27 protein-coding genes are annotated in these 26116 nt (G+C 60.5%); 6 read left to right on the plus strand and 21 right to left on the minus strand.

Translation table 11 applies throughout. The features are described 5' to 3' along the window. Nucleotides 1-4: 4 nt before the first annotated feature. The 15 genes from tagH to tssA form a co-directional block, all read right to left on the minus strand. Nucleotides 5-1198: a type VI secretion system-associated FHA domain protein TagH gene (gene tagH / locus KCG87_RS02385; RefSeq protein WP_134785008.1), complete on the minus strand. Its 1194-nt coding sequence runs from the start codon at nucleotides 1196-1198 to the stop codon at nucleotides 5-7. An 18-nt stretch (nucleotides 1199-1216) separates the two neighbouring features. After that, on the minus strand, nucleotides 1217-1357 hold the full coding sequence (locus KCG87_RS02390) for a type VI secretion protein (RefSeq protein WP_095137719.1): 141 nt from the start codon (nucleotides 1355-1357) through the stop codon (nucleotides 1217-1219). Between the two features lie 333 nt (nucleotides 1358-1690). Then, nucleotides 1691-3211 (minus strand): sigma 54-interacting transcriptional regulator, encoded by a 1521-nt coding sequence (locus KCG87_RS02395; RefSeq protein WP_097089472.1) that lies wholly within the window; start codon nucleotides 3209-3211, stop codon nucleotides 1691-1693. 10 nt (nucleotides 3212-3221) lie between these two features. Next, entirely contained in the window at nucleotides 3222-5879 is a 2658-nt protein-coding gene (tssH, locus tag KCG87_RS02400; protein ID WP_098966305.1) for a type VI secretion system ATPase TssH, read from the minus strand. 11 nt (nucleotides 5880-5890) lie between these two features. Next, entirely contained in the window at nucleotides 5891-6898 is a 1008-nt protein-coding gene (gene tssG, locus KCG87_RS02405; RefSeq protein WP_003229570.1) for a type VI secretion system baseplate subunit TssG, read from the minus strand. Further along, complete coding sequence (tssF, locus tag KCG87_RS02410; protein ID WP_007962320.1) at nucleotides 6862-8649, minus strand: type VI secretion system baseplate subunit TssF; 1788 nt, start codon at nucleotides 8647-8649, stop codon at nucleotides 6862-6864. Before tssF ends, tssG begins: the two co-directional genes overlap by 37 nt. 69 nt (nucleotides 8650-8718) lie before the next feature. Then, nucleotides 8719-9141, minus strand: a complete 423-nt coding sequence (locus KCG87_RS02415; RefSeq protein ID WP_027610383.1) for a hypothetical protein — start codon at nucleotides 9139-9141, stop codon at nucleotides 8719-8721. Continuing rightward, a complete protein-coding gene (locus tag KCG87_RS02420; RefSeq protein ID WP_134785012.1) occupies nucleotides 9138-9362 on the minus strand; it encodes a hypothetical protein in 225 nt (74 codons plus the stop codon). The genes KCG87_RS02415 and KCG87_RS02420 overlap by 4 nt, the downstream gene beginning before the upstream one ends. Before the next feature lie 47 nt (nucleotides 9363-9409). Then, the gene (locus KCG87_RS02425; RefSeq protein WP_225136803.1) at nucleotides 9410-9766 is read right to left on the minus strand and encodes a hypothetical protein; all 357 of its coding nucleotides are present in this window, start codon (nucleotides 9764-9766) and stop codon (nucleotides 9410-9412) included. A gap of 5 nt (nucleotides 9767-9771) precedes the next feature. Beyond that, the gene (locus KCG87_RS02430) at nucleotides 9772-10422 is read right to left on the minus strand and encodes a hypothetical protein (RefSeq protein ID WP_134785013.1); all 651 of its coding nucleotides are present in this window, start codon (nucleotides 10420-10422) and stop codon (nucleotides 9772-9774) included. A gap of 1 nt (nucleotide 10423) precedes the next feature. Then, a complete protein-coding gene (locus KCG87_RS02435) occupies nucleotides 10424-10948 on the minus strand; it encodes a PAAR domain-containing protein (protein ID WP_210556298.1) in 525 nt (174 codons plus the stop codon). 11 nt (nucleotides 10949-10959) lie between these two features. Next, the gene (tssE, locus tag KCG87_RS02440) at nucleotides 10960-11367 is read right to left on the minus strand and encodes a type VI secretion system baseplate subunit TssE (RefSeq protein WP_007920274.1); all 408 of its coding nucleotides are present in this window, start codon (nucleotides 11365-11367) and stop codon (nucleotides 10960-10962) included. 9 nt (nucleotides 11368-11376) lie between these two features. Further along, a complete protein-coding gene (gene tssC / locus KCG87_RS02445) occupies nucleotides 11377-12852 on the minus strand; it encodes a type VI secretion system contractile sheath large subunit (protein ID WP_003229584.1) in 1476 nt (491 codons plus the stop codon). 25 nt (nucleotides 12853-12877) lie between these two features. Continuing rightward, nucleotides 12878-13381, minus strand: coding sequence for a type VI secretion system contractile sheath small subunit (gene tssB / locus KCG87_RS02450; RefSeq protein WP_003229587.1), 504 nt, complete (start codon nucleotides 13379-13381; stop codon nucleotides 12878-12880). Nucleotides 13382-13413: 32 nt separating this feature from the next. Continuing rightward, on the minus strand, nucleotides 13414-14976 hold the full coding sequence (gene tssA, locus KCG87_RS02455; protein ID WP_210556297.1) for a type VI secretion system protein TssA: 1563 nt from the start codon (nucleotides 14974-14976) through the stop codon (nucleotides 13414-13416). 752 nt (nucleotides 14977-15728) lie between these two features. Between tssA and KCG87_RS02460 the strand changes: the two genes are divergently transcribed. Then, nucleotides 15729-16085 (plus strand): hypothetical protein, encoded by a 357-nt coding sequence (locus KCG87_RS02460; protein WP_210556293.1) that lies wholly within the window; start codon nucleotides 15729-15731, stop codon nucleotides 16083-16085. A gap of 96 nt (nucleotides 16086-16181) precedes the next feature. Here the strand turns inward: KCG87_RS02460 and KCG87_RS02465 are convergent, their stop codons facing one another. The 3 genes from KCG87_RS02465 to KCG87_RS02475 form a co-directional block, all read right to left on the minus strand. Next, entirely contained in the window at nucleotides 16182-16457 is a 276-nt protein-coding gene (locus tag KCG87_RS02465) for an HU family DNA-binding protein (protein WP_003213368.1), read from the minus strand. Nucleotides 16458-16647: 190 nt separating this feature from the next. Next, nucleotides 16648-17796, minus strand: a complete 1149-nt coding sequence (locus KCG87_RS02470; RefSeq protein ID WP_027610377.1) for an FAD-dependent oxidoreductase — start codon at nucleotides 17794-17796, stop codon at nucleotides 16648-16650. 20 nt (nucleotides 17797-17816) lie between these two features. Then, nucleotides 17817-17984, minus strand: coding sequence for a rubredoxin (locus KCG87_RS02475; protein ID WP_003229600.1), 168 nt, complete (start codon nucleotides 17982-17984; stop codon nucleotides 17817-17819). 200 nt (nucleotides 17985-18184) lie between these two features. On the opposite strand from KCG87_RS02475, the gene KCG87_RS02480 reads away from it, so the two are divergent. Together KCG87_RS02480 and ubiA are read left to right on the plus strand one after the other, a co-directional pair. After that, nucleotides 18185-18745, plus strand: coding sequence for a chorismate lyase (locus KCG87_RS02480; RefSeq protein ID WP_134785016.1), 561 nt, complete (start codon nucleotides 18185-18187; stop codon nucleotides 18743-18745). Further along, on the plus strand, nucleotides 18745-19635 hold the full coding sequence (ubiA, locus tag KCG87_RS02485) for a 4-hydroxybenzoate octaprenyltransferase (RefSeq protein WP_134785017.1): 891 nt from the start codon (nucleotides 18745-18747) through the stop codon (nucleotides 19633-19635). Before KCG87_RS02480 ends, ubiA begins: the two co-directional genes overlap by 1 nt. A 112-nt stretch (nucleotides 19636-19747) precedes the next feature. Here ubiA and KCG87_RS02490 read toward each other — a convergent pair whose 3' ends face one another. Next, nucleotides 19748-20131, minus strand: a complete 384-nt coding sequence (locus KCG87_RS02490; RefSeq protein ID WP_027610374.1) for a hypothetical protein — start codon at nucleotides 20129-20131, stop codon at nucleotides 19748-19750. Nucleotides 20132-20282: 151 nt separating this feature from the next. Between KCG87_RS02490 and phoB the strand changes: the two genes are divergently transcribed. The 3 genes from phoB to KCG87_RS02505 all read left to right on the plus strand — a co-directional run bounded on the left by phoB (nucleotide 20283) and on the right by KCG87_RS02505 (nucleotide 23797). Then, nucleotides 20283-20972, plus strand: a complete 690-nt coding sequence (gene phoB, locus KCG87_RS02495; protein WP_003229608.1) for a phosphate regulon transcriptional regulator PhoB — start codon at nucleotides 20283-20285, stop codon at nucleotides 20970-20972. A 74-nt stretch (nucleotides 20973-21046) separates the two neighbouring features. Then, nucleotides 21047-22333, plus strand: a complete 1287-nt coding sequence (gene phoR, locus KCG87_RS02500; RefSeq protein ID WP_246881625.1) for a phosphate regulon sensor histidine kinase PhoR — start codon at nucleotides 21047-21049, stop codon at nucleotides 22331-22333. Nucleotides 22334-22456: 123 nt separating this feature from the next. Continuing rightward, on the plus strand, nucleotides 22457-23797 hold the full coding sequence (locus tag KCG87_RS02505) for a hemolysin family protein (RefSeq protein WP_003229612.1): 1341 nt from the start codon (nucleotides 22457-22459) through the stop codon (nucleotides 23795-23797). 186 nt (nucleotides 23798-23983) lie between these two features. On the opposite strand, the gene KCG87_RS02510 is transcribed toward KCG87_RS02505, so the two are convergent. Both KCG87_RS02510 and KCG87_RS02515 read right to left on the minus strand, forming a co-directional pair. After that, nucleotides 23984-24880 carry a M23 family metallopeptidase gene (locus tag KCG87_RS02510; protein ID WP_210556291.1) on the minus strand — a complete coding sequence of 299 codons (897 nt, stop codon included), beginning with the start codon at nucleotides 24878-24880 and terminating at the stop codon, nucleotides 23984-23986. A gap of 209 nt (nucleotides 24881-25089) precedes the next feature. Then, entirely contained in the window at nucleotides 25090-26049 is a 960-nt protein-coding gene (locus KCG87_RS02515) for a response regulator (RefSeq protein WP_202369221.1), read from the minus strand. Nucleotides 26050-26116: the final 67 nt, after the last annotated feature.

Here is a 26116-nt window from a genome sequence, read left to right on the forward strand (position 1 = left end):
CGCATCATCCTTGGTGGTCGGTGTGGAGGGTGGAGATCAGGCGGATCTGTTCTTCGTAGGCCTGGGCGAAATCGCGGGCCAGCAGACGCTCGCTCCAGTCATCGTCCTGACGCAGGGCCTGGTGGTAACGGCCGAACGCTCTCCAGCGTCCGCCCGAGGTGGCGATTAACGGCTTGTTGTCGCGCTCGAAACGCAGGGTCAACTGCTCTGGCGAGAAGTGCTCCAGCGTGCCGCGCACGGCGGCGCGGCTGGCGGTGAGCAGCGCGACCTGATGCGCTTGCAGATCGCGGAATGCACGGGAGATCGCCTGCTCGGCCGGCAGGTGCCCTGGCTTGTGCGGCTGCAACAGAATCTGCAGCGCTTCGCTCGGATCGACGGCGAATTTCAGCGGGTTCTTGTTGGTGCCTTGCACGGTGGTCTGGGCCAGACGCAGTTCGTTTTTCAGCTCCGAACGGGTGCGCAGGCTCTGCTGCAAACCGCCGATGCTCTGGCGCAGCAGACGCGCGGCGTTCAGCGCCAGGGCTTCGCGGGCGTCGTGATCCAGGCCTTTAACATCCACGCCCAGCGCCGCGCCGAAATGCTCCCAGAAACCTTCGCTCTGACGCTCGACGGCTTTCGGGGCCGGAGCTGGCTCGGGCTCAACCGGGGCGATCAGCTCCGGCACCATCAGGCTTTCCATGTCGATGCGCGCATAGTCGGCACGCTGACGGGAGTCCTCGGGCTTGGCGGTCGGGGCCAACAGTTCGTCGATTTCCGAATAGACGCGCTCTTGCTGCTCGATCGCGTTCAGCGGATCAAGATCGAGGAAGGCGTCGTCCGGAATGATGCTGCCGGCGGCACGCGGACGGCCGACCTCACCGTCGAAGGTCGCCGGGTCACGCACCAGCCGCGCACGAATCTCGAAGTCACCGAGCACGTAGGTGCTGCCGTGCTCGATGCGCACCGGCTCGCCCTTGTGCAGGCGTGCGCCGCTGCCGCCGTCCTGGACCCCGTTGCTGCTGGTGTCGGTGAGGAAAAACGTGCCTTCACGGTAGCTGACAATCGCGTGGTGATTGGACAGATGCCGCTTGCGGTCAGGAATGATCCAGTCGCAGTCCTCGCCCCGCCCGATTACGCCGCCGGCCTGTTTGAAGGTCTTCTGGCACAACTCGGTGGGCACGAACTGCTTGGTGTTCAGCATTTCGAAAACCAGTTCCATGTTTGATGCTCCTTGCGGTCACTTGCCGCGATTGACCGCTTGCGGGTCACCCAACGGGCGATAGTCGTTGTCGTTGAATTTGTAATTGCCGCTACAGCCGCCAAGGCCGCATAGAACGACGAGGGTCAGCAGGACAGCGTTCCAGTGACGAACAGACATCAGAGGGTCTCCAGGGGTAGACAAAGCACAAAGCGCCGACCCTTGCGGGCGGCGCTGAAATTAATTCTTTGAATGGTCTCGAAGGCTCTACATCGGGGCCTTGAGCCAGACCACCGAGGCGTACGCACCTCCTGTGGCAAGTGAGCAATTTGTGGCGAGGGGACTTGTCCCCGATGGGCTGCGAAGCAGCCCCAAAACCTGATTACCGGTTCTTTCAGGAGAACCGCGTTTGCTGGATTACGGCTGCTGCGCGGCCGATCGGGGATAAATCCCCTCGCCACAGAGAAGCCCTTCAAGACAGGAGTTGTGCAAACGGCAAGAGCCAGGTTCAGATCAACCATCGAAGTCACCCAAATTGATATTCAGGCGCCCGAGGCGGTACAGCAGGGTGCGGCGCGGCAGGCCCAGTTCGCGGGCGGCGAGGGTCTGGTTGCCGTCGTTCTTGCGCAGGCAGTCGAGCAACAGCGTGCGTTCGACCTTTTCCAGGCGTTCGCGCAGATTCAGGCCGCTGTGGTCTTCGGGCATCGGCTCCATGCGCAGGGAGAAATGCTCGGCCAGCAACTCGCCGCCCTCGCACAACAGCACCGCGCGTTCGACCAGTGCCTTGAGTTCGCGCACGTTGCCGGGGAAGGTGTAACCGGACAGGTGTTCCAGCGCCGCGCTCGACCAGCGCACCGGATCACGCTGCAAATACGCGCAGGTCTTCTCGGCAAAATGCTGAGCCAGTTCGAGGATGTCGCCTTCGCGCTGACGCAGTGCCGGCAGCTCGATCGGGAATTGCGCGAGGCGGTAATACAAGTCCTCGCGGAATTTGCCTTCGCTGACCAGCGTCGACAGATCGCGGTGGGTCGCGGCGATGATGCGCACATCGATTTTGTGCGTGTCGTTGGAACCCAGTGGACGAATCTCGCCCTCCTGCAACACCCGTAGAATCTTCGCTTGCAGCGACAGCGGCATGTCGCCGATCTCGTCGAGCAACAGCGTGCCACCGTTGGCCGCATCGAACAGCCCCGCGCGGTCGCGATCGGCACCGGTGAAAGCGCCTTTGCGATAGCCGAACAGCTCACTTTCCAGCAGGTTTTCCGGGACGGCCGCGCAGTTCTGCACGATGAACGCCTGAGAGCGGCGCGGGCCGCAATCGTGAATCGCCCGGGCCACGACTTCCTTGCCGGTGCCGGTCTCACCGCGCAGCAGCACGGTGTACGGGCTGTGCAGGACTTTGCTGATCAACGAGTGGGTCTGGCGCATGGCGGCGCTTTTGCCGATCAGGCCATAGCCGTTGATGCTCGGCACACTGCGCGCCACCGTGGCCGATTCTGCCGGCGGCTGGCGCAGACGCTGCAGCAAGTGCAACTGACCGAGCACGAACGAGCCGAGCTGGCCGAGGGAATCGGCGAAGCCTTGCAGGTCGACGTGACGACGACTGGCGCACAGCAACAGGCCTTCAACCGCCTTCTGCTGATTGACCAGCGGCACGCACAGCAGCGATTGCCAGGCACCAGCGGTGGCCGGCAGGAAACTGGTTTCGTGCAGGCTGGCGCCCAGATCATCGAGGCAGACCACGCGGTTCTGGCACAGGGCAAACTGCAGCAGCTGCTCACCGTTGTAGTCCGCCGGCAGGCTGGTGGCGGCGCGCGGTTGCAGCGCGCCGTCGAGGCATTCGGCGTTCATCCCCAGGCAAGTGTGGGTGGCGTCGAGCAGGTACAGCTGGGTCAATTCGCAACCGCTCAGTTCGGCCAGCCCACGCACGAAGTCACCCAGCAGCGCAGCACCGTCCGCCGCGCGCGACAGGCTGGCGAACTGCGCCAGCAAGGCTTCGGCATAGACCAGTGGCTGCGGTACTTGAGTGAACATCACACCCACCTCAGGCGAACTCGCACGTCACGCTGGCGTTGCCGTCGAGCGTGGCATGCACACGCTTGAGGCTTTCACCGGTGGCCATCGCATCGAGCAGGCGGTCGGCTACCAACGGCAGCACATGCTGATCGAGCAGATGGTCGATCAGGCGCGCGCCGCTTTCGCTTTGCGTGCAGCGCTCGGACAGGTGATCGACGAGGTTCTGGCACCAGCTGAAATCCAGCTGACGACGGTTGAGGCGCTCGCCGAGACGACCGAGTTTGATCTCGATCAGCTCGCGCAACACCGGACCGCCCACCGGGTAGTACGGCACCACTTTCATCCGCGCCAGCAGCGCCGGTTTGAAGTGTTTGCTCAGCACCGGGCGAATGGTCTCTTCGAGCAGCTCGGCGGTCGGGCGGGCGCCGTCTTCGCAGAGGTCGCTGATCTTGTCGCTACCGAGGTTCGAGGTCATCAGGATCAAGGTGTTGCGGAAGTCGATCTCGCGACCTTCGCCGTCGTTGGCCACGCCCTTGTCGAAGATTTGGTAGAACAGGTTGAGCACGTCCGGATCGGCCTTCTCGACTTCATCGAGCAGCACCACCGAGTACGGCTTCTGGCGCACCGCTTCGGTGAGCATGCCGCCCTCGCCGTAACCGACGTAGCCCGGTGGCGCACCGATCAGACGCGATACGGTGTGCTTCTCCTGGAATTCGGACATGTTGATGGTGGTGATGAAACGGTCGCCGCCGTACAGCAGGTCAGCCAGGGCCAGCGCGGTTTCGGTCTTGCCGACGCCGCTCGGGCCGACCAGCAGGAACACGCCGACCGGTGCATCAGGTTTGTTCAGGCCGGCGGCAGTGGCGCGCATCGAGCGATCCAGCGCGTGCACGGCTTGTTCCTGACCACGGATGCGCGTGCGCAGGTCGGTGGCAAAACTCGCGACCTTGGCGTTGTGCTCGCGGGCCAGTTGCGCCAGCGGCACGCCGGTCCAGGCGCTGATCACTTCGGCCACCAGACGCGGGCAGACTTCGAAGCTGACCAGACGTTCTTTGACTTGAGCAGCGGTCAGGGCGCTGTGGGTCTGGTGCAGTTCGGCTTCCAGCGCTTCAACGCTCTGGCCTTCCTCGACCTCGGCGGCGATGGTTTCGATCACCGTGCCTTCGGCGTCTTCTTCAACGCTGACGGTCGGCTCGACAGCGGCAGCTTCACGGGCCTTGGCCAGTTGCTGACGCAGTTCCAGCAGGCGCTCGGCCAACTGCTTTTGTTCAGTCCACAGGCTTTCCAGCGCGACCATTTCGCTTTCCGCTTCGTCCAACCGCGCTTCCAGCGCATCCAGCGCTTCGTGGTCGATCAGCAGACCGGCCTCGGCATCGCGACGCAGAGCCTGACGTTGACGGCCACCTTCAGCCAGTTCGCCACGCAGGCGTTCGAGGCTTTCCGGAGCAGCGGCGAGGCTGATGCGCACGCGGGCACATGCGGTGTCGAGGACGTCGACGGCTTTGTCCGGCAGTTGGCGACCGGCCAGATAGCGGGCCGACAGCTCGGCAGCGGAGACCACCGCGTCATCCCGCAGGTAGATGCCGTGGCTCTTCTCGTAGACCTGCGCCAGCCCACGGAGAATGGTCACCGCTTCGCTGACAGTCGGCTCATGCAACTGCACCGGCTGGAAACGACGGGCCAGCGCCGGGTCCTTCTCGAAGTATTTCTTGTACTCGGCCCAGGTGGTGGCGGCGATGGTGCGCAGTTCTCCGCGAGCCAGCGCCGGTTTCAGCAGGTTGGCCGCGTCGGAACCGCCGGCGTTGCCGCCCGCGCCGATCAGGGTGTGGGCTTCGTCGATGAACAGAATGATCGGTTTCGGCGAGGCTTTGACTTCGTCGATCACGCCTTTGAGGCGACGCTCGAATTCACCTTTGACGCTGGCGCCAGCCTGCAGCAGGCCCATGTCCAGCGACAGCAGCTCGACGCCCTTGAGCACCTGCGGCACTTCACCGGCAGCGATGCGCGAGGCCAGGCCTTCGACGATGGCGGTCTTACCGACACCGGCCTCACCGACCACGATCGGGTTGTTCTTGCGGCGACGGGCGAGGATGTCGACCATCTGCCGAATCGCGCCATCGCGGCACAGCACCGGGTCGAGTTTGCCCTCGCGCGCCTGCTGGGTCAGGTTGTGGGTGAAGCGCTGCAACAGCGATTCGCCCTGCGCCGCCGGCTTGCCGTTGGCCGCCGGTTGCTCCTGTTGCGACAGGGCGAATTCCTTCAGGCGATCGATGTTCAGCTTGGCGAGCAGCGGCTGGTAACGGCTGCCGGCGTAGCGCATCGGGTTGCGCAGCAGCGCGAGGATCAGCGCAGCGTCTTCGACCTGGGTCTGGCCCAGTTCGAGGTTCGCCACCAGCAGCGCGTCTTGCAGCCATTGCACCAGTTCCGGGGCGAACACCGGGTTGCGCGAGGCGCTGTGTTCAACGCGAGATTGCAGTGCGGCGCTCAGCTCACCCGCGTCGACATCCGCATCCTGCAGCGCGCGCGACAGCAAGCCGTTCGGACGCTCCAGCAGACCCAGCAACAGGTCTTCGACGAGGATCTTGCTGCCGCCACGGGCCACGCAACGTTCGGCCGAACGCTCCAGATCGCGACGGGTTTCGGCGTCCAGCGCCTGGATGAGTTGTTGCAGGTCTACGTTGATCATGGCTCACGTCCTTAATGAATTTTGCTGCCCAGGGTGACCACGCCGTCTGCTTTTTCGCAGCCCAACCAACTGGTCCACCCCAGGCGACAGTCGTTCTTCTCACCAATGCGCAGTTCGCGGATTTCTTCCGGGCGCAGCACCAGGCGAATGTCGTAATCGAGCGGGTCACGCAAGGTGAACCGCACCAGCGCGCACAGCGGCTGGTAACCGAAACCGATCGGCAGGAATTCGTGGAATCGCTCCCAGTCGAGTTCGGTGATGTGAATGCGGAATTTGCCGCTGCGGTCGCGCACCTGCTCGCCCAGCACCAGGTCTTCACCGAGCAGGCTGTTGGCGCGACCGAGGCGGTTGCGCTGCTCGTCGAGGATCTCCACGCGACGCTCGATGCACTGCTCGATGACCAGGTCTTCGTGCTTGAAGTAATAACGCAGCACGGCTTCGATCAGCGCCGCCGAGTGCGCACGCAAGCTGAGCAAACCGAGGTACGGCAGCAGGCGTTTCCAGTTCAGTTCCTTGGCCTTGCGGATCTCGTCGCCACCCAGACCGATCAGGGCGAACAGCTGCGACGAGAACGGGTCGATCGCGCCACTCTGGAAGCTGGCGCGATAGCGATACTTGCGCCAGATCGGCAGCATCAGCCGTTGCAGGCGATGGTGGAACAGGTCGAGGAAGTTGCGCGTCGGGTTGCCGTCCTCGCTGTCGCCCAGAGCCTGCTCGCCGTAAAACGCCGGCAGCGGCGAACCGGAGCCGACCAGCCCGATCAGGTTGAAACGCATGCGTGCGCGCATCTGCCCGTGCTCTTCGAAAAACTCCACGCGATCGACGTCGCTGCGCGGAAAGCCCAGGCTCGGGTTGGCCTGGAACTCCACTTGATCGTACAGATCGTCTTCGCTCAGGTACGGGTGCGCCTCGCGCAGCCGGTCGATCACCAGCAGCACGGCCTGAAACAGCGAGTACTCGCGTATTACCTTGGTCAGCCCGCTTAAAGCAGGGGCTGCAGGCCCATACGTGGTGTCCATTGGTACACCTCTCCCTGTGTGCTTTTTACCCGCAGCTCGTGGTACGAATTGAGACTGGCGTAAAGCGCGAAAAACTCGTTAAGAACCGAGGCGAAAACGAACAGGTCGCCTTCGCCGATATACCCTTCCGGGTCGATGGTCAGTTCGGTGCGCAGACCGCGCACCGGCAAGCCACGGTGCAGCCGGTCGACGTGGTGGTGCTTGATGTGCTTGAGGCCGCCGAGCAGGCGTTTGCTGACCTTCTCCGCGTGCTGGTCGTAGTAGCGCGGCAGGTCGTAGGTTTCGAGAATCACCTTCAACGCGTTGACGTCGGCCAGCGACAGATAGTTGAGCGACATGTTGCTGATCAGCTTCCACAGGAAGTCACGGTTCAGCGGCGGCGCAAAGCTCGACGTGGCCGGGGTGATGTTGCGGAAACTGAGGAACTCCGGGGTCTCTTCACAGGCCATGCAGATGTCGCCGAGCTTGAGCTTGCGCGGCAGGTTCTGGTTGGTGCAGATCAGCTCGATCGACAGGGTTTCGTGGGCTTCGGTGTGGCGGATGCCGAAGCTCAGGTAGGTGTCGAGGCCGTCATGCAGCAACGACGAACGCTGGCGGATGCTGTAATGCGGACGGCTGTTGGGCACGTCGAAACTCGGGTCATGCTCGAAGGATTCGAACGGCACGTACTCCTGATAACCGAGGCCGCCGGGCTTCCAGCCAGTCACGGTTTCCACCGAGAACACGCCGCAGTTTTCCAGATCGTATTCCGCCGGCAGCAGCAGGTATTCATCCTGTTTGCCGTCGAGGCGGATCGGCAGGGCGTCGTGGGCGAACAGGTTGGCAATCGGCGTGCAGAACAGCTTCACGTTATCCAGGGTCGGCCGCATGCGCATGATCCCGCTCTTGCGGATATCGAAACGCAGCTCGAGGCCGCGCATCTGCTTGAGCGTGTCTTCCGGCAGCGCCTTGAGGATGTCCAGACCGTTGACGTCGACGAACAGGAACTTGTCCTGGAAGGCGAAGTATTCCTGCAGATAGCGATAGCCACGGAAGGTGTTCAGCGGATACGGGATCAACGCTTCTTCTTCGGCAAAGCCCACTGGCTTGACCCGGTCACCCGGAATCTTGAACGCCATCGGCTTGCCGGCCACGCCATCGATTGGCTTGCCGGCGCCGTCGAGCGGGATCAGCTCGATGCCTTCCAGGTTGCGCAGCAGACTCAGGTAGAGCATCTGGCTGATGTAGCGCTCGCCGGCAAAGTGCAGGCGCAGTTTGCTCAGTTCCAGCTCACCGAGATGGCCGTCAGCGCTCATTTCCAGACGCAGGCTGAGCAGCGAGCCGTCGCCCTTCACCGAGTAGTTCAGCGCGGCCAGATCCAGCGGCAAGACTTCGGTCGGGTAGCAGGTGCGGAAGCGGCAACGCACGTCTTCGATCGGTTTGCTTTCGATCGGCGTATCGCGCTCGACCACCAGCGCCGGGCCCGACCGCTTCAGCGGATCGAACTGCAGAATGCTGAACGCCGGCAGCGGGCGCATGTAGTTCGGCCACAACAACTGCATCAGCGAATGGCTGAGCTCCGGCAGCTCGTCATCGAGCTTCTGCCGCAGCCGCCCGGTGAGGAACGCAAAGCCTTCCAGCAACCGCTCCACATCCGGATCCCGCCCGGCCTGGCCCAGGAACGGCGCCAACGCCGGACTACGCTCGGCGAAACGGCGGCCCAACTGGCGCAGTGCGGTGAGTTCGCTTTGGTAGTAGTGGTTAAAGGACACGGGTTACCTGCCTGGTAGTGGAACTCATGGAATAACTGTCCTGCGGATTACGCTGGATGTCCGACCTGGTCATTGGATTGCACCTGCAGGCTGACTTGGCTGAATGCGACCTGCGATGTTTCGCAAAGCCCAACGCAACTCGATGACTTGAGTGGTGAGGATCGCCAGCAACGTGACGCAGCCTTGAGCTACGCCGTAAAACAGGGCTCTTAACGGGTTGTCGGGTAGCATCCAGAGCAGGATGAAGCCCACCATCAGAAAAAGGATGGCCAGCTTGGCGACCAGACCTGGAATCAGCGCAACGATCAGGTTGACGCCCAGAAAAATGTAAAACAGTGCGTAACTCGCAATGCCGATGGCGACACCATGGGAGGTAAATCCGCCGTTAAAAAGCCTGTAAGCATGCACAACCGCGTCATTCAAAAATGCATAAGCCACGCATCCGAGGGCGTGGATTAATAGGCATAGGGCGAGACGAACGTAGCTACTCATGCAAGCCTCAAATTCCCATACCACGAACCAAAGCCATGGATAGCAACAATGGCTACCAGAACTGAAAACGTCATCACACGGTGCAGGTGCGAATTCCGAGCAGCGGGAAAAATTGCTGCCGCGAGTAAAAAAAAGCTCAACAGGGCCAGCCAGCCGAACAGGTCGCTGTCGGCAACAAAGGCGAGGTAGCCTTGAATTTCACCTGCTTCAGATATTTTCATCAGCTTCCAACGTATACCCAAGAATGCCTTTCAATATTTGCTCATAGTTATTTCGCTTTAGCTTTTTCAGAACTTAGGACTTTGCGTTGCTGAAGATAAATAACACCTTCTCCTGAAAAGGCAATTACACTGTTAGATGTGAGTGGCTCGCTATTCTCGTCTCCAAACTTGAGCCATCCTTCATCCCACAACTCACCACTTTCATGCCTGACTTGAACGAAATAATATGGAGGTTCTGACTTAGTCACTTCAATGTATTGACCTCCATCAGCACCACCTCTCCAATGAGCATTTGGATATTCGCTGAGTACATGCGGCTTATCTTCTGAAAAATCCATAAAAAACATTACCCCGAATGCTATCAACAGAGACAGTGCACCAACGGCCATCAGAAAACGCTTCAACCAGATCAATCTTTTATCTCCAACGTATCGTTGCTGAATGTGTAATCCAGATCTGGCTTTGTTTCTTGGAAATCCTCCATATAATCTTTTGGTATCACTGCAAAATAGGATCTTTTAGGCGCACCGAGATCCAGACTATCAACTAAATCAGCCACAAACGTCATGCAGTTGTGGCTTCTTATGCTGTACGGTTCTCTATTCATGTTGTCGTTGTCTTTTTCTTTATTTTTAAGCCACGCTTCGGCCTGAGAAAAAGCGGCCCCCCTGAGTACAACCCCAGACACATTGCTCGACTGACCATAAGCTAAAGACATACTTCTCAACGTTTTTTTGAGTGATGACTCAGTAATCGCTCCGCCTTTGATCGTCACATTAGGAACAGGGCGTAACCTCACAATTCCCGGTGGACCTGCTCCTTCATAACGCCCGTACTCTCCGTACTTCGTCAGCCCCGTTTTACCGTTGACAATTAGTACACCTGCGTGGCCTAGGTCAGAGAACTTATGACTAATACCCAAAGCCTCCACATGAATTTTGTAGTCCGGAAACACAACAGGAATCACAAAATCATGATCACTTACCAAGTAAATTTGTACTGGGGTCTTATCCTTAGCAGGAGTGGTCGCTACAGTTGCGACTTTTACGGCTTGAGGCATTTCACTCCCCCCTAACCAACCAGTTTGGTATAGCCGAAATTTGTATATTTTGGACTTGAGCTTTTGAGCCCAGCGACTTGGATAGTCCGGTATCGTCTGTTACGCCTCGAATTTCCGAACCATCCTCAAGCGTAGCGGTGTATGCAATATTTTTAAGTGGGGCTCCCGATACTGGGTCCATTAACTGAACACGTACATCAAAGCCAAATATGTTCAACGGAATTGGCGGCACAAACGGCGCCGGCGAGTGCGAATTACCGATAATCACCGTCCCGGAACCTGCCGTGACTTTATTGCCGTGAGAACCAACCGAACCTACGGTCGCAGCTGGTTTGCCATTGATCAAAACGGTAGTCGCCAGATCGCCAACCAACGCACCACCACACGCCGAGGCATCGCCTTGGCGGGCGGCCGCGAGGCCGTCGAAGAACACGTCGCCGGAACCGGCGGCGATCGGGTTGGTACCGTGGCCAGGAAGTGGGCAAGCGGTGGGGTCGGATAAGCGTGCTGCGGGTTTGCCAGACATCGGGAATCTCCTTAGGTGACCTTCACTTGACCGCTGCCATCCAGGCGCGCGGAAAAACTGACCTGACGCTTGAAACCCTCGACTTCCAGCAGGCCTTCGATGCTGAAGGCCAGCCGCAACTGGTCGTGGTCACGCGGCAGGGAAATGACACGCACATTGCTCAGGCGCGGCTCGTAGGCTTCGATGAAGTTTTCGATGGCCAGACGGGCCTGACTCAGGGAGTCGTGCAGGCTCAGACGCATGTCATTGAGATCGGGCAACCCGTAGTCGGCCAGCGTTTGCACGCTGCCGGCCCGGGTGCTGAGCATTTTGGCCAGATGGGCAGCCACTGACGCCATGGCACAAGCCTCAAGGCTGTTGCCCTTGCGTAGTTGCGCGTCGCCGTTGAGGCGCTCGAACAGGCTGCCGTATCCGTCCATGAGTCGCTCTTACTCTTTGTCCAGCTTGCCAACCAGCGACAGGGTGAAATCGGCACCCATGTACTTGAAGTGCGGACGCACGTTCAAGCTCACGCGGTACCAGCCCGGCTCGCCTTCAACGTCGCTGACGATCACTTGCGCAGCGCGCAGCGGACGACGGCCACGGACTTCGGCGCTCGGGTTTTCCTGGTCGGCGACGTACTGGCGGATCCACTTGTTCAGTTCCAGCTCGAGGTCGGTACGCTCTTTCCACGAACCGAGTTGCTCGCGCTGCAGCACTTTCAAGTAGTGAGCCAGGCGGTTGACGATCATCATGTACGGCAGTTGGGTGCCGAGCTTGTAGTTCAGCTCTGCCGCCTTGCCTTCTGCACTGATGCCGAAGAACTTCGGCTTCTGCACCGAACTCGCGGAGAAGAACGCCGCGTTGTCGGAGCCTTTGCGCATGGTCAGGGAGATGAAGCCTTCCTCGGCCAGTTCGTATTCACGACGGTCGGAGACCAGAACCTCGGTCGGGATCTTGGTTTCGATTTCGCCCATGCTTTCGAAGTGGTGCAACGGCAGGTCTTCAACCGCGCCACCGCTCTGTGGACCGATGATGTTCGGGCACCAGCGGAATTTGGCGAAGCTGTCGGTCAGCTTGGTGCCGAACGCGAACGCGGTGTTGCCCCACAGGTAGTGCTCGTGGCTGTTGGCAACGGTTTCCTTGTACACGAACGATTTGACCGGGTTTTCTTCCGGATCGTACGGGTTACGCAGCAGGAAACGCGGCACGGTCAGGCCGACGTAGCGGGAGTCTTCCGAAGTACGGAAGCTCTGCCATTTGGCGAATTGCGGGCCTTCGAAGTGGTCTTTCAGATCTTTCAGATCCGGCAGGCCGGTGAAGCTTTCCAGACCGAAGAATTTCGGGCCGGCGGCAGCGATGAACGGCGCGTGGGACATGCACGAAACGCTGGCCACGTACTGCATCAGTTTCACGTCCGGCGAGCTTGGGGACATGAAGTAGTTGGCGATGATCGCACCCACCGGCTGACCACCGAACTGGCCGTATTCAGCGGTGTAGATGTGCTTGTACAGGCCCGACTGCATGACTTCCGGCGAGTCTTCGAAATCGTCCAGCAGGTCTTCTTTGGAGACGTTGAGGATTTCGATCTTGATGTTTTCGCGGAAGTTGGTGCGGTCGACCAGCAACTGCAGGCCACGCCACGACGATTCCAGTGCCTGGAAGTCCGGGTGGTGCAGGATTTCGTCCATCTGACGGCTGAGCTTGGCATCGATCTCGGCGATCATGCGGTCAACCATGGCCTTCTTGACCGGCTCACCGTTGTTCTGCGGCTTGAGCAGTTCTTCGATGAACGCCGACACGCCACGCTTGGCGATGTCGTAGGCTTCGTCGTCCGGGGTCAGACGGGTTTCGGCGATGATGCTGTCGAGAATGCTGTATTCGCCGCTTTCGGCGCTCTTCTCTTGTGCTGCGCTAGTGCTCATTGTGTTGGCTTCCTTGGCTGGAGTCTCAGGCGTCCGGGGCTGCGGCGTTCAGGCCCAGCTCACCGAGTACGCGACCGCGGGATTCGTCGTCGGCGAGCACGCCTTCGATCGCTTTACGGAACGCAGGTGCGTTACCCAGCGGGCCTTTGAGGGCCACCAGCGCATCGCGCAGTTCCATCAGTTTTTTCAGCTCAGGCACTTGCTCGACCAGGCTGGCCGGGTTGAAGTCCTTCATCGAATTGACGCGCAGTTGCACAGCCAGCTCGTCGGCCTCGCCATCTTCCTGCAGACGGTTCGGCACGCTCAGCGTCAGACCCAGCTCTTGCTTGGCCAACACTTCGTCGAAGGTCATCTTGTCGATGCTGATCGGCTTGCGATCTTCGATTTTGCGATCGTCCTTGCGGTGGGTGTAGTCACCGATTGCCAGCAGCTTCAGCGGCAGTTCAATCTCTTCCTGAGCACCGCCGGTGGCGGGTTTGAAGGTGACGTTGATGCGTTCCTTGGGGGCTACCGAGCCTTCTTTGGCCATGGCTTTTCTCCTTGCGGTTGTGGCCCTGGGGCCTATTCGAGTACCACTTCGAGATCGAGGTGGCACAGCCTGCGATAAATCTCTTCCTTGCGTTCACGCACTGCATGGTTCTGCGGCAACAGCTCGCAGCAACTGTGCAGCAGGTGCAGCACTTCCAATGCAAGATCGGGCTCCCAGGCGTGCAGGCCTGAGTCCTGTAATGTCTGATCGAGGGTTTCGAGCTGGTTCTTGGCCAGTTCGTACTTCTTGGCCATGAAGCACAGCCGGGCGAGGGCGAACTGCCAGAAGAACCGCTCGCGGCCACCGTGAGCCGTTTGCAGCCCTTGCTTGAGCGTCTGCACGGCAGGCTTGAGGCCTTCCTTGCGCAGCAGCGGCAGCACTTCCTGCAGGGCCTTTTCCCAGGCGGGCTGGGTTTCGACGTCGTCGGTTTCGACCTTGCGCGGCGCGCTGGCGCTCTGCAGGTGCGGCATGACATTGCCGGCGATCCACGCCCGGGTGGACGGATCGGCAAACGGCGCGCCGTCATGGAAACGACATTCGATGATCCCGGGCAGGCGCTGAACCAAAAGCGCGAAGTGGATTTCCACTTCGCGCATTGCCATCTCGGCGTTGAGGTTCTGGAGACATTCCCAGACCATCCTCTGGCCATCGAACCAGAACGGCGCCTTCGCCAGGCTCGCCTCCAGTTCCACCAGCAGGTCGGCGTATTTGCCCTGATCGAAGCGATCCTGGTACTGCTTGAGTTTGTCCACCGGCAGGCCGCGCAGCACGGTGATCTGCTCGGCATTGCGCTCAGGCACCGCGTCGATCGGCAGCCAGAGCAAAGTGCGGTTCAGGCGCAGGGCGCGCAGGTCGGTGGCCTTCTGCTTGAGCCACCAGGCACACAACGGACGCGCGCTTTCCTGCTGCGCGCGCAAAGCCTTGTAGGCATCTTTTTCGTTATCGATCGGTGCGCCGGGGGTCAGCAACTGGCTCGCGGCCTGCTTGACCTGCGCCACTGCTGCACCCACCACACCGGGGGCCGGCTGATTGTCGGCGGCACGCTGGATCATGGTTTTCAGGCGACGCGAGAGCGGCAGCAGCAGCGGTGCGTCATCGCCCAGGTGCTCGGTGCATGCGGCATCGAGGCCGGCCAGATGCTCGGACAGTTGCCGGAACATCGGCAGCTGTTCCTTGATCGCAATGTTTTCGGTGAGCACCTGCTCCAGACGCGGCACCAGCCAGCCGATGGCGGCAGCGCGGGTGCGCGGTTTGAGCGGGTGAACGTCGGCCCAGTGGTTTTCCGACAGATGGTGCAGCAGACCGAGGCCGGCCAGCAGCCCGGGGAAGGATTCACGCTGGTACAACGACCAGGTCAGCCAGGCGCCGACGCGTAAATCCTTGGATTGGGTACGCAGCAGATTTTCGCTGTTTTCACGGATTTTCAGCCAGTCGATCTGCCCGCTTTCGTGCATCGACGAGGCTTTGGCCAGCTCGCTTTCCAGCGCCTCGAATTCGCTCGAAAAACGAACGTCTTCACCCGCGAAATTCTCTTTGGAAACAGAGACTTTTGCGAGTTCGAGGTAATGGGCGGAAAGTTTGCTTGAGTAGGACATCCATGGCCTTTAATTAGGATTACAGTCATGCGCCTATTGGAGTTGCCGCGGCGCGGGACAGTATCGAAGAGCAGTGAAGCGACTCATCCAATTGAGATGTGCTCTTTCAAGTGGGCGCATCGTAATCACTATGATGGCCACTAGCAAGCATCTGGTTAAACAACAAGACGAAGTGTTCATTGGGCCGTGTAGGAGATCGCCCTATATGTGGCAGGGGAATCCCTGATGGCGATTTATATTGTGAACATTTGCCCTGCGCCCTCAGAACCCTTGATCCAGAGCGGCCCGATCCAGCCTGCGCGAATCGCGTCGAACATCCGTCCTATTACACGGGGGCCAGCATGACAACTCTCGAAAAAAATAGAAGTAGGATTTTTCCGAGAACCCGCTGGAATTACAAACAATTCAGCGGCGACAACGCTCAACAAAAAAAGTGCCATCAATTTGATGGCAATTCATTTTTCTGAAACTTTATTCATCTCGTGAATGCTGTACTTCAGTGCCAACTCAATAATTATCGAAGTGCGATCCAACAGTCATTTCCACCACTTACGCAACACTTCCACGCCGAAAATACTCTGACAAATGTCAGGGATAATTCTTACATCGTTTTATTTCCCACGTTGCCAGCTTGCCTTGGTAAATTCTTTTCGACCGGCAATGTCAACCAGACCGGCTGACTGTAGAGCCACGGTCCGAAGCCTGCATCTCATTCGGCTCCCGAGCCCGGAGCCGCCAAGGAGCTTTACCTCATGGAATTGAAAGCCATATTTTTCGCAGCACTTATTTGGTTGCCAACAACTCAAGCGTCAGCGGACACCCCGCCACTGGACGGTCATTACTATCTGACCGGTGCAATGGAGATGGGCGCCGAGTTGCTGCTGCGCAAGGACGGCACGTTTGACGCGGGCGTGTCGTACGGCAGCGCAGATGGCATTGCCAAGGGCACCTGGCAGGTGGAAAACCACACCGTGACGCTGAAGAGCGATACCCAACCGGCGTCGAACAGCGATTTGTCCGGCCTGTTTCAGGATCTGCAACTGGCAATCGAGCCGAACTGCCTGGCCGTGGATTTCGGCAACGGCAAGGCCTGCTTCCGGCGTCAATAAGCCGATTGGCAGGCACAAAAAATGGGCACCCGACCGCAATCGGTGTGCCCATTTTTTATTGCAGTTCTCCCCGCTACTCAGGGAGTTCGCCGCAATTTAAGGATTGACGCTGTCTTTCAACGACTTGCCTGGCTTGAATGCCACGGTGTTGCTGGCCTTGATCTTCACCGGCTCACCGGTTTGCGGGTTCTTGCCGGTGCGGGCGCCGCGGTGGCGTTGCAGGAAGGTGCCGAAGCCCACCAGCGTGACGCTGTCCTTGCGGTGCAGAGCGCCGGTGATTTCTTCGAGGACGGCGTTGAGAACGCGGTTGGCCTGTTCTTTGGTCAGATCCGCTTTTTCAGCGATTGCAGCGGCGAGTTCTGGTTTACGCATTAGTGAAGCCCCTTTGACGGTTTTTTGTTGTTATGTCCGTGCTGTTCTCGTTGGAACAGCGCCCAAGGCGCCGCAGGCTCTACTCTGCGGCAGACGGGAGTGAGGATGGCACGCGGATACCGGCGGCGCCAGTCTCCCCGCGACCTTTGTAGGGGCAAAAGCGGGGTGATTCCGACAGAACGACCGGTATTTACGCCAGCAGGGGCGGAAGCTGTTTGTTCAGAGCAAGTTTTTCCATCACCGCCGCACCGGTCAGTGCATAGCCGAGCAACTGACCATCGGCACTGTGGCACAGGGCCTTGATGTCGGCGCCCTGCCCTTCAACGGTCCAGACGCCTTCGCTGCCCCGTGGCGGTGGCGAAACGACCAACGGGCACACCGGAGTTTTCACCGTGATCGGCATCGGGCCGTAACTCACGGCCGTCGGATTGCCGGCCAGGGTTTGTGCCAGCGCACGCGCACAGCTCATGAGGGGCATCACGTACAACAAATTCAGCCCATCGACCTCGGCACAGTCGCCCAAGGCGTAAATATTGGCGTGGGACGTCTTCAGATACCGGTCGACTACGACACCGCGATTGACCTGCACCCCGGCCGCCGCGGCCAGATCGATGCGCGGGCGCAGGCCGATGGCCGACACCACCACATCGCAGGCAATCACCTGCCCGTCGGACAGATGCGCTTCCAGCCCGTCTGCGACTTTTTGCAGGCGGGTCAGCACCGGGCCGAGGTGAAAACGCGCGCCCAGGCTTTCCAGCCCGGCCTGCACGGCGGCCGCAGCGGCCGGGTGCAGCAGCATCGGCATCACTTGCTCGCACGGCGCCACCAGTTGCACCTCGTAGCCGCCGAGGATCAGGTCGTTGGCGAATTCACAGCCGATCAGCCCGGCGCCCAGCAGCAACACGCGGCGCTTGCCCGCAGCGGCTGCACGAAAGCGCGCGTAATCTTCGAGATCGTTGATCGGGAACACCAGATCAGCACCGTCACCTTCGATCGGCACTCGCACGGTTTCCGCACCCCAGGCGAGGATCAGATCGCGGTAGTACACCGCTTCTTCGCCGATCCACAGGCGCTTGTGGCCGGCGTCGATGCCGCTGATGCGCGTGTGGGTGCGCACTTCGGCCTTCAATTGCTCGGCCATGGCGCCGGGTTCGGCCATGCTCAGGCCATCGGCGTCCTTGTTCTTGCCGAAACCGGTGGAGAGCATCGGCTTGGAGTAAGAGCGCCCGTCATCGGCGGTAATCAGCAGCAGCGGGGTTTCGCCATCGAGTTTGCGAAACTCCCGGGCCAGGTTGTAACCCGCAAGCCCGGTGCCGACGATTACGACAGGTGCGTTCATGCCTTACTCCTTGGTTTTTCTCAGTTGATTTCGATCATTTCGAAGTCCGACTTGCCCACGCCGCAGTCCGGGCACAGCCAGTCTTCCGGCACGTCCTGCCACAGGGTGCCCGGCGCGATGCCGTCATCCGGCCAACCGTCAGCTTCGTTGTAGATCAGGCCGCAGACGATGCATTGCCACTTTTTCATTCAGGTACTTCCTCAGGATTCAGGCTTTTGTCGGCGCGGACGGTCGATGGTGGGAGCGCTGCCATCCGGCTCAGGGCGTTTTGTACTGAGGGTGCCGGGCAGATGCAAGCCTGTTCGGCGCAACGGCGCCCCGGATCCATCAAATTCGCAGCACGCCATGTTAAGCTCGCCGCCTCATTTGCGGCCAATAATGACTCATTGTGCAACATTCAAATGCCTGCCCGACCCCGCTCTGGCTGACTCAAAGCCGACTGACGTCCCTTCCCGATTCGTTGACCCTGAACTGGTTGTTCGACGAAGGCTCGCTGACCCGCCGCCTGACGCGGCTGTCGAATGACGGCTTCAGCGTCACACCGTTGTTCGAAGGCTGGGACACTTTGCGCAGCGACGAATGCGCGGCGCTGGATCTGGCCGAAGGCAGCGAAGGCTGGGTGCGCGAGGTGTATCTGCGCGGTTACGGCGAGGCCTGGGTGTTCGCCCGTAGCGTGGCGTCACGCGCCGCCCTGCAAGGCGACGGCCTGCACATGGACGAACTGGGCAGCCGCTCGCTGGGCGAACTGCTGTTTTGCGACCACGCCTTCCAGCGCCGCGCCATCGAGGTCTGTCACTACCCGCAAGACTGGTTGCCGCCAGCCTGCCGCGCGCCCGAGCTGTGGGGCCGGCGCTCGCGTTTCGACCGTGGCGCCTTGAGCGTACTGGTGGCGGAGATTTTCCTGCCGACATTGTGGAGCGCCGCCCGCGCCCATCCGGAGAACTGCTGATGTACCAGAGCCTGCTCAAATCCCTGAACCGCTTGAACCCGCGCGCCTGGGATTTCATTCAGCTGACGCGCATGGACAAGCCGATCGGCATTTACTTGCTGCTGTGGCCGACGCTGTGGGCGCTATGGATTGCCGGTAAGGGCTCGCCGTCGCTGGCCAACATTGTGATTTTCGTCCTCGGTGTGGTGCTGACCCGCGCCGGTGGCTGTGTGATCAACGACTGGGCCGATCGCAAGGTCGACGGCCACGTTAAACGCACCGCGCAACGACCGCTGGCCAGCGGCAAGATCAGTTCGAAAGAGGCGCTGGTGTTCTTCGCGCTGCTGATGGGCGTGAGCTTCCTGCTGGTGCTGTGCACCAATGCGCCGACCATCTGGCTGTCGCTGGGCGGCCTGGCGCTGGCATTCACCTACCCGTTCATGAAGCGCTACACCTATTACCCGCAAGTGGTATTGGGCGCAGCGTTCTCGTGGGGCATGCCGATGGCATTCACCGCCGAAACCGGCGCCGTGCCCGCCGCCGCCTGGCTGCTGTGGATCGCCAATCTGCTGTGGACGGTGGGTTACGACACCTATTACGCGATGACCGATCGTGACGACGACCTGAAGATCGGCGTGAAATCCACGGCGATTCTGTTCGGCGATGCGGATCGGGTGATCATCCTGACGTTGCAGGCGCTGTCGCTGGGCTGCCTGTTGCTGGCCGGGTCGAAGTTCGAGCTGGGCATCTGGTTCCATCTCGGCCTGTTGGTGGCCGCTGGATGCTATGCGTGGGAGTTCTGGTACACCCGTGATCGCGACCGGATGCGTTGCTTCAAGGCGTTTTTGCACAACCACTGGGCCGGGTTGGCGATTTTCGTCGGGATTGTGCTGGATTACGCGCTGCGTTGATCCACAAAACCTGTGGGAGCGGGCTTGCTCGCGAAAGCGTTTTGCCAGTGGCCTCTTCGTCAACTGACACACCGCTTTCGCGAGCAAGCCCGCTCCCACAGGGGATTTGCGTTTACTTGGCCTTGGCGACGTGCCAGGCGCCGTCCATTTTGCCCTCACCGGTCATGTCACCAGCCTTCTTGTCCATGACGAAGGTGTACAGCGGTTTGCCCTCGTAAGCCCATTGCATCTTGCCGTCATCGCGCTTGATCACGGTCCAGTCGCCCATGGACTTGTCGCCGGCCGTTGCCATTAGCGGTGGCCAGTTCGCCGCACACTTGTCGTTGCACATGGACTTGCCCGCAGAGTCTTTGGCAAAGGTATACAGGGTCATGCCCTTGTGATCGGTAAACATGCCGTCCTTCTCCATCGCTGGCTCAGCAGCAAACGCCATGGTCGGTAAAGCAACGGCAGCAGCCATCAGCAGAGCTTTGAAAGAAGCAGTCATTTGAGTCATGGAAACCTTCTTTTGTGGTTGTCAGGATTCGGACTTAGAGCTTAGTCCAGGATCACGCCAACCGCCGGGCGACTAAAATACTGTCACACGACTGCAATAATTCCGTTATCTAATGCGGCGCAAGACAGTTAAATGACAAGAGGATTAAGGCATGGTTGGCAGGAGCATTCTGATCGTCGACGACGAAGCGCCCATTCGCGAAATGATCGCCGTTGCGTTGGAAATGGCCGGCTATGACTGCCTCGAGGCGGAGAACTCGCAGCAGGCACACGCCATCATTGTTGACCGTAAACCGGACCTGATCCTGCTCGACTGGATGCTGCCTGGCACCTCCGGCATCGAACTGGCCCGCCGTCTCAAGCGCGACGAGCTGACCGGGGACATCCCGATCATCATGCTCACCGCCAAGGGCGAAGAGGACAACAAGATCCAGGGTCTTGAAGTCGGCGCCGACGACTACATCACCAAACCGTTTTCTCCACGCGAACTGGTCGCACGCCTCAAGGCTGTGCTGCGCCGCGCCGGCCCGACCGATGGCGAAGCGCCAATCGAAGTCGGCGGCCTGCTGCTCGACCCGATCAGCCACCGCGTAACCATCGACGGCCGTCCGGCCGAGATGGGCCCGACCGAATACCGTCTGCTGCAATTCTTCATGACCCACCAGGAACGCGCCTACACGCGCGGGCAGTTGCTGGATCAGGTCTGGGGCGGCAACGTCTATGTTGAAGAGCGCACCGTCGACGTGCACATCCGCCGCCTGCGCAAGGCCCTCGGCGACGCCTACGAAAATCTGGTACAAACCGTGCGCGGCACCGGCTACCGGTTTTCCACCAAGGCCTGATCCGACCGCCAGACTCGCTGACAAGGACCGTATTTTCCGTGAATCAAAACTGGCATGGCACCCTGATTCGCCACATGCTGTTGCTGGTCACAGCGTGTCTGGTGATCGGCCTGATCACCGGCTACTACGGCTGGAGCCTCGCAGCAGGCCTGGGGATTTACCTGGCCTGGACGCTCAAGCAACTGCTGCGTCTGCACGAATGGCTGCGCCTGCACCAACCCGATGAAGCACCGCCCGACGGCTATGGCCTGTGGGGCGAGGTGTTCGACAGCATCTACCACCTGCAACGCCGCGATCAACGGGTACGCGGGCGCCTGCAAGCGGTGATCGACCGGGTGCAGGAGTCCACCGCCGCGCTCAAAGACGCGGTGATCATGCTCGACAGCGACGGCAACCTGGAATGGTGGAACCGCGCTGCCGAAACCCTGCTCGGCCTCAAGACCCCGCAAGACAGCGGCCAACCGGTAACCAACCTGGTACGGCATCCCCGCTTCAAGGAATACTTCGAGCAGGAAAGCTACGCCGAACCGCTGGAAATCCCTTCGCCGACCAATGATCGGGTGCGCATTCAGCTGTACCTTACGCGCTACGGCAACAACGAACACCTGATGCTGGTGCGCGACGTCACGCGCATCCATCAGCTGGAGCAGATGCGCAAAGACTTCATTGCCAACGTCTCCCACGAACTGCGCACGCCGCTGACGGTGATCTGTGGCTATCTGGAAACCCTGCTCGACAACGTCGAGGAAGTGAATCCGCGCTGGAGCCGCGCGCTGCAGCAGATGCAGCAACAGGGCGGGCGCATGCAGACGCTGCTCAACGACCTGCTGCTGTTAGCGAAACTGGAAGCCACCGATTACCCGTCGGACAACCAGCCAGTGCAGATCGACGCCCTGCTGCAGTCGATCAAGAGCGACGCCCAGCAGTTGTCCGGGCAGAAGAACCAGAAAATCACTCTCGAAGCCGATGCGCGCCTCCTGCTCAAGGGCAGCGAGGCGGAGCTGCGCAGTGCCTTCTCCAACCTGGTGTTCAACGCGGTGAAATACACCCCGGCCGAAGGCAATATCCGCATTCGCTGGTGGGGCGACGAGCAAGGTGCGCACCTGAGCGTGCAGGATTCCGGGATCGGCATCGACAGCAAGCACCTGCCGCGCCTGACCGAACGCTTCTACCGCGTCGATTCCAGCCGCAACTCCAACACCGGCGGCACCGGGCTGGGCCTGGCGATCGTCAAACACGTGTTGCTGCGCCATCGCGCGCGGATGGAGATCAGCAGCGTGCCCGGTCATGGCAGCACGTTCACCTGCCATTTCGCCCCGGCCCAGGTGGCCCAGGCACGGGCCATCAGCGCCGCCGAGTGATACCGGCCAGCACGCGCCACTAGGCAATCGCCATGTCAGCCGCTACATTGGCTGACTTGCGTCTGCCTTTCAGGCGCGATTTCTTCTCTCTTACGAATCACACGGAACCTGCAAAACTCCATCATGGACCCTTCCCCTGGCTTGTCCCTCGCTACGATATTCGCCGATTTCGGCATGATTCTTTTCGCTCTGATCCTGGTTTTGCTCAACGGCTTCTTCGTTGCGGCGGAATTCGCCATGGTCAAACTGCGCTCGACCCGGGTCGAGGCCATCGCCGACAAGAACGGCTGGCGCGGGCACATCCTGCGCACCGTACACAGTCAGCTCGATGCGTACCTCTCGGCGTGTCAGCTCGGTATCACCCTCGCCTCCCTCGGCCTCGGCTGGGTCGGTGAGCCGGCATTCGCGCACATTCTCGAACCGCTGCTGAGCGCGGTCGGCGTGCAGTCGCCGGAAGTGGTCAAAGGCATTTCGTTCTTTACCGCGTTCTTCATCATTTCCTACCTGCACATCGTGGTCGGTGAGCTGGCGCCCAAGTCGTGGGCGATCCGCAAACCGGAGCTGCTGTCGCTGTGGACGGCGGTGCCGCTGTACCTGTTCTATTGGGCGATGTACCCGGCGATCTACCTGCTCAATGCCAGCGCCAACGCGATTCTGCGGATCGCCGGCCAGGGCGAACCCGGCCCGCACCACGAACACCATTACAGCCGCGAAGAACTGAAACTGATCCTGCACTCCAGCCGTGGTCAGGACCCGAGCGACCAAGGCATGCGCGTGCTGGCCTCGGCGGTGGAGATGGGCGAACTGGAAGTGGTCGACTGGGCCAACTCCCGCGAAGACCTGATCACCCTCGAATTCAACGCACCGCTGAAAGAAATCCTGGCGATGTTCCGTCGCCACAAGTTCAGCCGTTACCCGGTGTACGACAGCGAGCGCCAGGAGTTCGTCGGCCTGCTGCACATCAAGGACCTGCTGCTGGAGCTGGCGGCGCTGGACCACATTCCCGAGTCGTTCAACCTGGCTGAGCTGACCCGCCCGCTGGAGCGCGTATCGCGGCACATGCCGCTGTCGCAGCTGCTGGAGCAGTTCCGCAAGGGCGGCTCGCACTTCGCCGTGGTTGAAGAGGCCGACGGCAATATCATCGGCTACCTGACCATGGAAGACGTGCTGGAAGTGCTGGTCGGCGACATCCAGGACGAACACCGCAAGGCCGAACGCGGGATCCTCGCGTATCAGCCGGGCAAGCTGCTGGTGCGTGGTGATACGCCGCTGTTCAAGGTTGAACGCCTGCTCGGAATCGACCTGGATCACATCGAAGCCGAAACCCTCGCCGGTCTGGTCTACGAGACCCTGAAACGAGTGCCGGAAGAGGAAGAAGTGCTGGAAGTCGAAGGCCTGCGGATCATCATCAAGAAGATGAAAGGGCCGAAGATTGTGCTGGCGAAGGTGTTGATGCTGGATTGATGGGTGTTTTGGGAGACGCTTCTGTGGTGAGGGGATTTATCCCCGATGGGTCGCGGAGCGGCCGTGTAATCTGCAATCGCGTAACTCCTGACTCAATGCCTTCAATGATTTTGGGACGGCTGCGCCGTCCATCGGGGATAAATCCCCTCACCACAAAAGCCCCTCCACAGCGGCCCCCTAACGCTTCTACTGTTTGCCCAACGCAAAGTTGGGCAACGCCCCCAGTGGCTGGTTGAACTGATACGGAATCGACACCAGCCCCTGCCCGGTATTGCGCTGCACCACAAAGTGCAGGTGCGGGCCGCTGCTGTTGCCGGTATTGCCTGACAGTGCCAGTGGACTGCCAACCGCCACTCGCTGCCCCTCGCGCACGCTCACCGAACCTTGCTTGAGATGCAGGTACACACCCATCGTGCCGTCGTCGTGCAGCACCCGGACGAAATTGCCGGAGGCATCATTGCCGCGCCCGCTCTGTGAATTTTCGGTTTTCACCACCACCCCGGCCCGTGCGGCAATGATCGGTGTCCCCACCGGCATGGCGATGTCCATCGCATACCGGTTCTTCGGCCCATAGTGGCTGTACTGACCGTTGGCACCCTGACTGAGGCGGAACGGCCCGCCCCGCCACGGCAACGGATAGCGATAACTCTGCGCGGCTCCTGTGGGGTCACCCAGCGAGTACTGGAATTGCGGCGAATACACCAGCGGCTGACCCCGGCTGATCGCCGTCAGCAACGCCAACCGGGTATTGCTGCGCGCCGGCAGCACCCGGCGAATCGTCTGCGCCGGAGCGCCACGCACATTGCTCAGGCCGGTAAACGCCAGTGCAATCTCGACCGGCGCATACAGATCGTTGCGCACGAACACCACGTCGCTGCCCTTCTGTTTCTTGATGTCGAGGTACACCTGACGTTCGAGGTGCTCGACCATGCGGTCCTGAAACACGAACACCTGCGAGCCCTTGCTCGGCCGGTCGCTGTACGAGACCACGCCGTTGGCATCGGTGGATTTGTAGATGGTCATGGCCACAGTCGAGGTGGAGGCCAGGAAAAGACCACAGAAAAACAGCAGGCGCGCGAGCATGGGCAAAGAGTCTGTCGAAGGAAGGCCTGGAAATGAGCCTAGCAGCTGAGACAGACCAGGCTAGTCGACAGATGTTTCAAATTGGGCAGTCTGGAAAATGGACGTCGTCAGTGATGACCCCTTCGCGAGCAAGCCCGCTCCCACCTTGGAATGCATTTCAAAGGTGGGAGCGGGCTTGCTCGCGAAGGCGGTGTGTCAGGCGACGAGGATCAAGCGCCCGGAACGAAGTGCTTCTGCGCCGTGCCGCGGGCGATCAGGCGGGAGATGTAATCGAGCTTCTGCGCATCCTGGTCGACGAAACGGAAAGTCAGTTGCAGCCAGTCGCTGTCGGCTTTCTGCTCGTGGGCAACGATGGCGTGCAGGTAGCCGTTGAGGCGGGCGATTTCGGCGTTGTCGCCCTGCTCCAGATCGAGCACGGCGCTGTCGAGGATCTGCGGCAGGGTGTCGGTGCGTTTCACCACCAAAAGCGCTTCCTTGATGCTCAGGGCCTTGATCACGCATTGCTGGGTGCCGCTCGGCAAGCGCAACTGGCCCTGGCCACGACCACCGGCCGGCGCTTTCGAGGCAGCCGGTGCCTGCACCGGCGGGCTGTTAAGCAAACCGCGCGACGGCGCAGCAGCTGGCGTTGGCGCGACAACAGCCGGTTTGGCAAACGGATTGACCGCAGCAGCGGCCGCCGGCGCAGCACCGACCACGGCAGGCTTGCCGCCGGTCAATGCGCTCAGGGAATCGTTACCGAACGCCGAGTTCATCTTGGTCGGTGCGCTGTTCATCAGGGTGTCGAGCTTGCCAACCTTGTTCAGCGCCTGCTTGACCTTGGTCAGCAGTTGTTCGTTGGTGAACGGCTTGCTGACGTAGCCGGAAACCCCGGCCTGGATCGCCTGCACCACGTTCTCTTTATCGCCACGGCTGGTGACCATGACGAACGGCATGGTCTTGAGATTGTCCTGCTCGCGGCACCAGGTCAGCAGCTCGAGGCCGGACATTTCCGGCATTTCCCAGTCGCACAGCACCAGGTCAAACGCTTCCCTGGCCAGCATGGCCTGGGCCTTTTTGCCGTTGACGGCGTCCTCGGTGCGGATCCCCGGGAAGTAATTACGCAGGCACTTTTTCACCAGGTCACGAATGAACGAAGCATCGTCCACGACCAACACACTGATCTTGCTCATCCAACACCCCTATAAAAATCCCGGCAAGCATACCGCTTTTACTGATGGCACATTGCCAACAATCTTC

Origin of the sequence: Pseudomonas sp. MWU347 (assembly GCF_017947305.1) — a bacterium.
In the GTDB taxonomy this organism is placed as follows: domain Bacteria; phylum Pseudomonadota; class Gammaproteobacteria; order Pseudomonadales; family Pseudomonadaceae; genus Aquipseudomonas; species Aquipseudomonas putida_A.